The 4,528-nt window shown below is 45.5% G+C and carries 4 protein-coding genes and 1 pseudogene; 2 read left to right on the top strand and 3 right to left on the bottom strand.

The window, feature by feature from the left end:
- Nucleotides 1-212, top strand: a 212-nt coding sequence (locus tag A3766_RS14705) for an IS3 family transposase (RefSeq protein WP_156498143.1), incomplete at its 5' end; no start/stop codon positions are given.
- Between the two features lie 10 nt (nt 213-222).
- Here the strand turns inward: A3766_RS14705 and A3766_RS29060 are convergent.
- Nucleotides 223-480: pseudogene (locus A3766_RS29060) on the bottom strand (transposase zinc-binding domain-containing protein); the annotation flags it as partial.
- A gap of 679 nt (nt 481-1,159) precedes the next feature.
- On the opposite strand from A3766_RS29060, the gene A3766_RS14695 reads away from it, so the two are divergent.
- Nucleotides 1,160-1,360, top strand: a complete 201-nt coding sequence (locus tag A3766_RS14695) for an AlpA family transcriptional regulator (protein WP_068642435.1) — start codon at nt 1,160-1,162, stop codon at nt 1,358-1,360.
- A 1-nt stretch (nt 1,361) separates the two neighbouring features.
- Here A3766_RS14695 and A3766_RS14690 read toward each other — a convergent pair whose 3' ends face one another.
- Both A3766_RS14690 and A3766_RS14685 read right to left on the bottom strand, forming a co-directional pair.
- Nucleotides 1,362-2,357 carry a DUF4917 family protein gene (locus tag A3766_RS14690; RefSeq protein ID WP_068642433.1) on the bottom strand — a complete coding sequence of 332 codons (996 nt, stop codon included), beginning with the start codon at nt 2,355-2,357 and terminating at the stop codon, nt 1,362-1,364.
- The coding region (locus A3766_RS14685; protein ID WP_068642430.1) for an ATP-binding protein at nt 2,350-4,528 on the bottom strand (2,179 nt) is incomplete at its 5' end. The genes A3766_RS14690 and A3766_RS14685, both read right to left, overlap by 8 nt.

Below are 4,528 nucleotides of genomic sequence, written 5' to 3'. Positions count from 1 at the left end.
ATGTAGGTGCTTGCTGGGATAACTCTGTTGTGGAGCGGTTCTTTGGAAGCTTAAAGCATGACTGGGTTTTGAAAGTGCCCCAGCCAACGAGAGAGCATATGAGAAATGATGTGGCTGACTACATGCGTTATTACAACTTAGAGCGGCTCCATACTTCTAACGAAGATATGTCGCCAATCGAGTACGAAAACTCTTTAAGAAAAGTGTCCTGATTTAGTTGCGCAGAACAGTTGAGAGTGTACGGTAAACGATGCTCAAGACCTTGCCCATCAGCTCCGGGTAACGGTCCAGCAAAAAGCGCAACTGGAAAGGAAAATTCAGCACCCATTGGCGAATAGGCTCTGCGGGAAATACTTCATCCACCAAAAGTGCGGCACTCTCCGCCATCCGCCGAGCGCCACAACTAGGGCAGAAACCACGCCGTTTGCAGCTGAAAGCGACCAAACGCTCGTGATGACAATCTTCGCAGCGCACACGCAATTTGAGGCTGTTCAAATTTTGGTATCTACGAAGCTGGAATATCAACAAGGTCTATCTGTGTTTCTTGTTTTCCTTATGGAGTGTGTCTTCTTTTATCGTATCTCTGCTGTTTGCTATGGGAGCTCTTGGAACTAATCGGCCCTTGGCATTGGCTTTGGTATGTTATTTATTTCTAATTGTTGTTATTTATGCGGGCTCAGTGCACGATCCTTTCTGGTTTAAATCTACTAAGAATAATGAGTTAGCTCTGTTTCTTCAGGTTTACAAATCAGAAATGCTTATTGAGGGCGGGTCGAACGATTAAAAAAAGGTTCGCAAATCATAGATATTAAAAAGTAAAGCTCATTGAATCATAACGCTATGATTCAATGAGCTTTTTCAGTCTAGAAAGGGTTGCATTTGTCCGGTTGTTGCCAAACTTATGCTTCCCTGTGAACCATAATTTTAGCAAATGCTAAACTTATGGTTACTTCCCTACTTTATTGGTTCTTGATGAACCAGCTTTTGGTGGTGGGACGGGACGCGGGTTCAGTTCCCTAACTCGCAACCGAACAAGTCCATTAAATACCTATGATTAGCTTTCGATATTTATGCCCCTAACCAGCCCTAATTAGCTTGATTTGATCCGTAGTTTTGAGCGTTCATGGTGGTTACCAAATAGTCCAACACAGGAGTTTTTATGACGGTAATACACATGAATCAGAGGCAGCTGGCGAATCGCTGGGGCGTGAGTGAAGCGACTTTAGAGCGGTGGCGCTCAGAGGGCATTGGCCCCAAGTATTTAAAACTTCAGGGGCGCGTTATGTATCGGGAAAAGGACGTTGAGGCATACGAAGCCAGCTGCTTGAGGCAGTCGACTTCTGAGGCCGTTAAATCCTAATCTAAGCATGGATCCAGCTTCCTTCACTTTCGCTGTCAAAGAATGTTATTTCACAGTCTTTACCAAGATGATCAACTAGGATTTGGTGAGCGCGCGAACAAAAAGCTTGATCGTTTTTGTAGACCGATACCGCCACTCGTTTAATGCCAGAAAGTGAAATTCGCTCAAGTATGTGCATGTCATGCTCACCGAACCCCCAACCATAAATGGTCAAGTTGTCGGAGAGATTCGCAAGCACCTCCCTGTAGACCGTATTCAAATAGTAGCTGCTTTGAATCGATTTCTGCTTCTGTTTGCTTGTCCCTTCACTTACAAACAATGGGACATAGCTGCCGTTTTCCCACTTCTGGAGAATGCTTTCTAAAAGGCCATCACCATTAGCTGAGATTTTCCTCTCATTTTCTATTTTGTCTCTTGCTAGAACCAAGTTCCCGTGTGGATAGAAAACTAATGAACATTGTCTTTGATTTCCAATTGGTTCCTGAAAGCGTTGCCAATCATCATCAAATTCGGAATTTACGAAGCAGTCCTTTAGGGCATGCTTGTCATTTACTTCACTGCCATACATAACGGCCCAGTAAATTAATAAATCATAGTTGAGTGAAATTATGCGATTGAATTTCTTGATGAAGCCATAAATCAATTCAATTTTATCAACAACCTCACCATGCTCAGGGTGAATATGGCGAACAGCAGATATTAGTGAATCTCTTACATGTATGTACGAAGACTCAGTCTTGTCGTCATCGATTTCTAGAGCCTTATTAACATTGTTTGCCTGCCAAACGATTCGCAAAATAAGCTCAAAATCATCTGTATGAAAGAAGTCGAAAATACTCTGTACGTCGCTGGTCAAGAGACCGCTGTCGATTGCATGCTGTTTTAATGAGCCGTATGCAAACCTTTCATCAACCGCGATACTAGCCCCGTTGCCCAGTAGGATTGTGCCGTTGAATTTATCTTCAATATCTTTCCAGGCTACGATTTTTTCAGCCATTGACCGACTCCATGGTTATGTTGGATATCGCATTAAACAAATTTACCAACTTGAGCTGGTCAACCCGGCTCACTGGTGTTTTGCCGATATTGGGATTGCCGACGACTACTGCAAGTGATTGTGCTCTCGATATGGCTACATTAATGCGGTGCTTATCGAAGAGGAAGTCCAGTCCTCGGGGTGATTCACTGGCGTCGCTGGCACACATGCTCAAGAACACAATTGGGGCCTCTTGGCCTTGGAACTTGTCGACACTGCCCACTTTGGCTTGTTCCCCTAGCGCAGCGCGAAGTTTACTGACTTGATGGTTATACGGGGCGACAAACAAGATGTCGTTCCAGTCGATGGGTCTAGTTTCTGGGGATGACTTTCCAGTATGAAAAGTCCTTCCAATCAAACAATTGGCAAGATCCCGAATGACAGCCACTTCCTCATCAGAGGCTTGTGTATTGCCTTCATGATCCACCGGAACGAATAAAACTCCGGCTTCAATATTAAGCGGCCCTTTATAGTCTGAAGGTACATCGATAATTCGTTTATCGTTAGACGGGTGTGACTCCAGTTTTCCTTCGTAAATATGCTCGCTAATGAACTGGTTGACCTTAGAGTGCATTCGATAAGTTGTGCCCAAAAACACGCCCATGTCGTCTGGAATGGTCGGAGTTTCGTGTAATAGGTAGTCCAGCACAGAAAGCCCACTGTCGGCCGGGTGTGTGCCCTGTGAGGGCTGACCTAACTGCATTTGGTCACCCATCAAGATAAGGTTGGTAGCGCTGCGGCTCATGGCGATCAGGTTTGCAACGGCAACTTGGCCTGCTTCATCGACAAACAGGTAGTCGAGTTCGTTCGCCAAATCTTCTCGAGCGAATCCCCATGCTGTTGTACCCACCACGCAAGTCGGTTGGATATGATTGACCAGCTCGTTGTTCTTTAGGATGGCTACGTCATAATCAGCCAGCTCAGGCTCATTGTCTTTGGTGCATCCGAAGGTGGCTGAGATACCTTCCTCTTTGCAGTATTTTGCTGTACTCAATAACAGGTTGTTGATCGCTTTATGGCTATTACTGGCAATCCCCACTTTTGCACCGGACTTCATAAGCTCTGCGATAACATGCTTACCGGTATAGGACTTACCAGCACCGGGAGGTCCTTGGATTGTTAGATAGCTGCAATCCAGGTTGCTGATCGCATGAATGATTTGTTGGAGTCGTTCACCCGGATCGTGACTTGGTGCAATAGGCCCTTCGGCGTGACCTTTTATGCGGGGTTTAGAGCGTGTCAGGAAATCAATGATGGCTGACTGGCCTGAACTTAGGTGACCACTTTCATATTCGCTAACGCTCTGGTCGATGGCCTGTGGAATTGGATTTGGATTGACGTATTCGTCTGGTACTAAGGATACGACCGCTGGTGGTTCCTCTTTCGATTGCAGAACTACTAGACCATTTTCAAGATCGCTTTCCTCTCGGACAAAGGTAACTTTTGCGGTATTTCCGTCATCCGTTTCGACACCCAATAAATAGAATTGCTTTTGCGCGCCTTTAAATTCCTGCGTGGGATCAAATCGATATTCATAAGCCAGATTACGCGCTCTTGGCGAAGGCTTAAATGGTTCACGCTCTGTTCTTTCACAGCAGGCCAAACAATCTAGGTCGTCCATCAATTCAATGTGACTTAAGCCAAGTCTTTCAAATAAACGCCAGAATATGGGTTTCGCTTCTCGTCGATGAAATTCGAGCACCCATGCAAGGTTTTCAGTTAGTGCCGCTTTTCTTGGGTCGGACTCAAGCTCGGATAAAACCCGCTCAAGCAGACGATCACGCAGCTGCGTTCGTTCTGTGACTTCCTCTTTGACATCGGGTTCGGTGATTTCGGTTTTACCTAAATAAACGATGCCATACTCGGCTTGCTGTTGTCGCAACCAATCGACAAGCTCCTGGGTTGAGTCACAATCATCAATGTTGTAATCCCTGATGTCGTTCAGAATTTTGGAAGTTTCCCAAGTGTCGCCTTGTTCACCTCGTGAGTGCAGTTCTCGCCATTGCTCATAGACCACAACCGAGTCACCACCATTGCCAACTTCAGTTTCACGCTTTCCGCGATAAAGGTGTTCTACATTCTTGATTGAATACCGTGGCTCACCCAGAAGGACGCCACCTTTAACGATTTTG

The sequence above is a fragment of the Oleiphilus sp. HI0132 genome, assembly GCF_001635845.1.
This window is presented reverse-complemented; position numbering and strand designations above follow the sequence as displayed.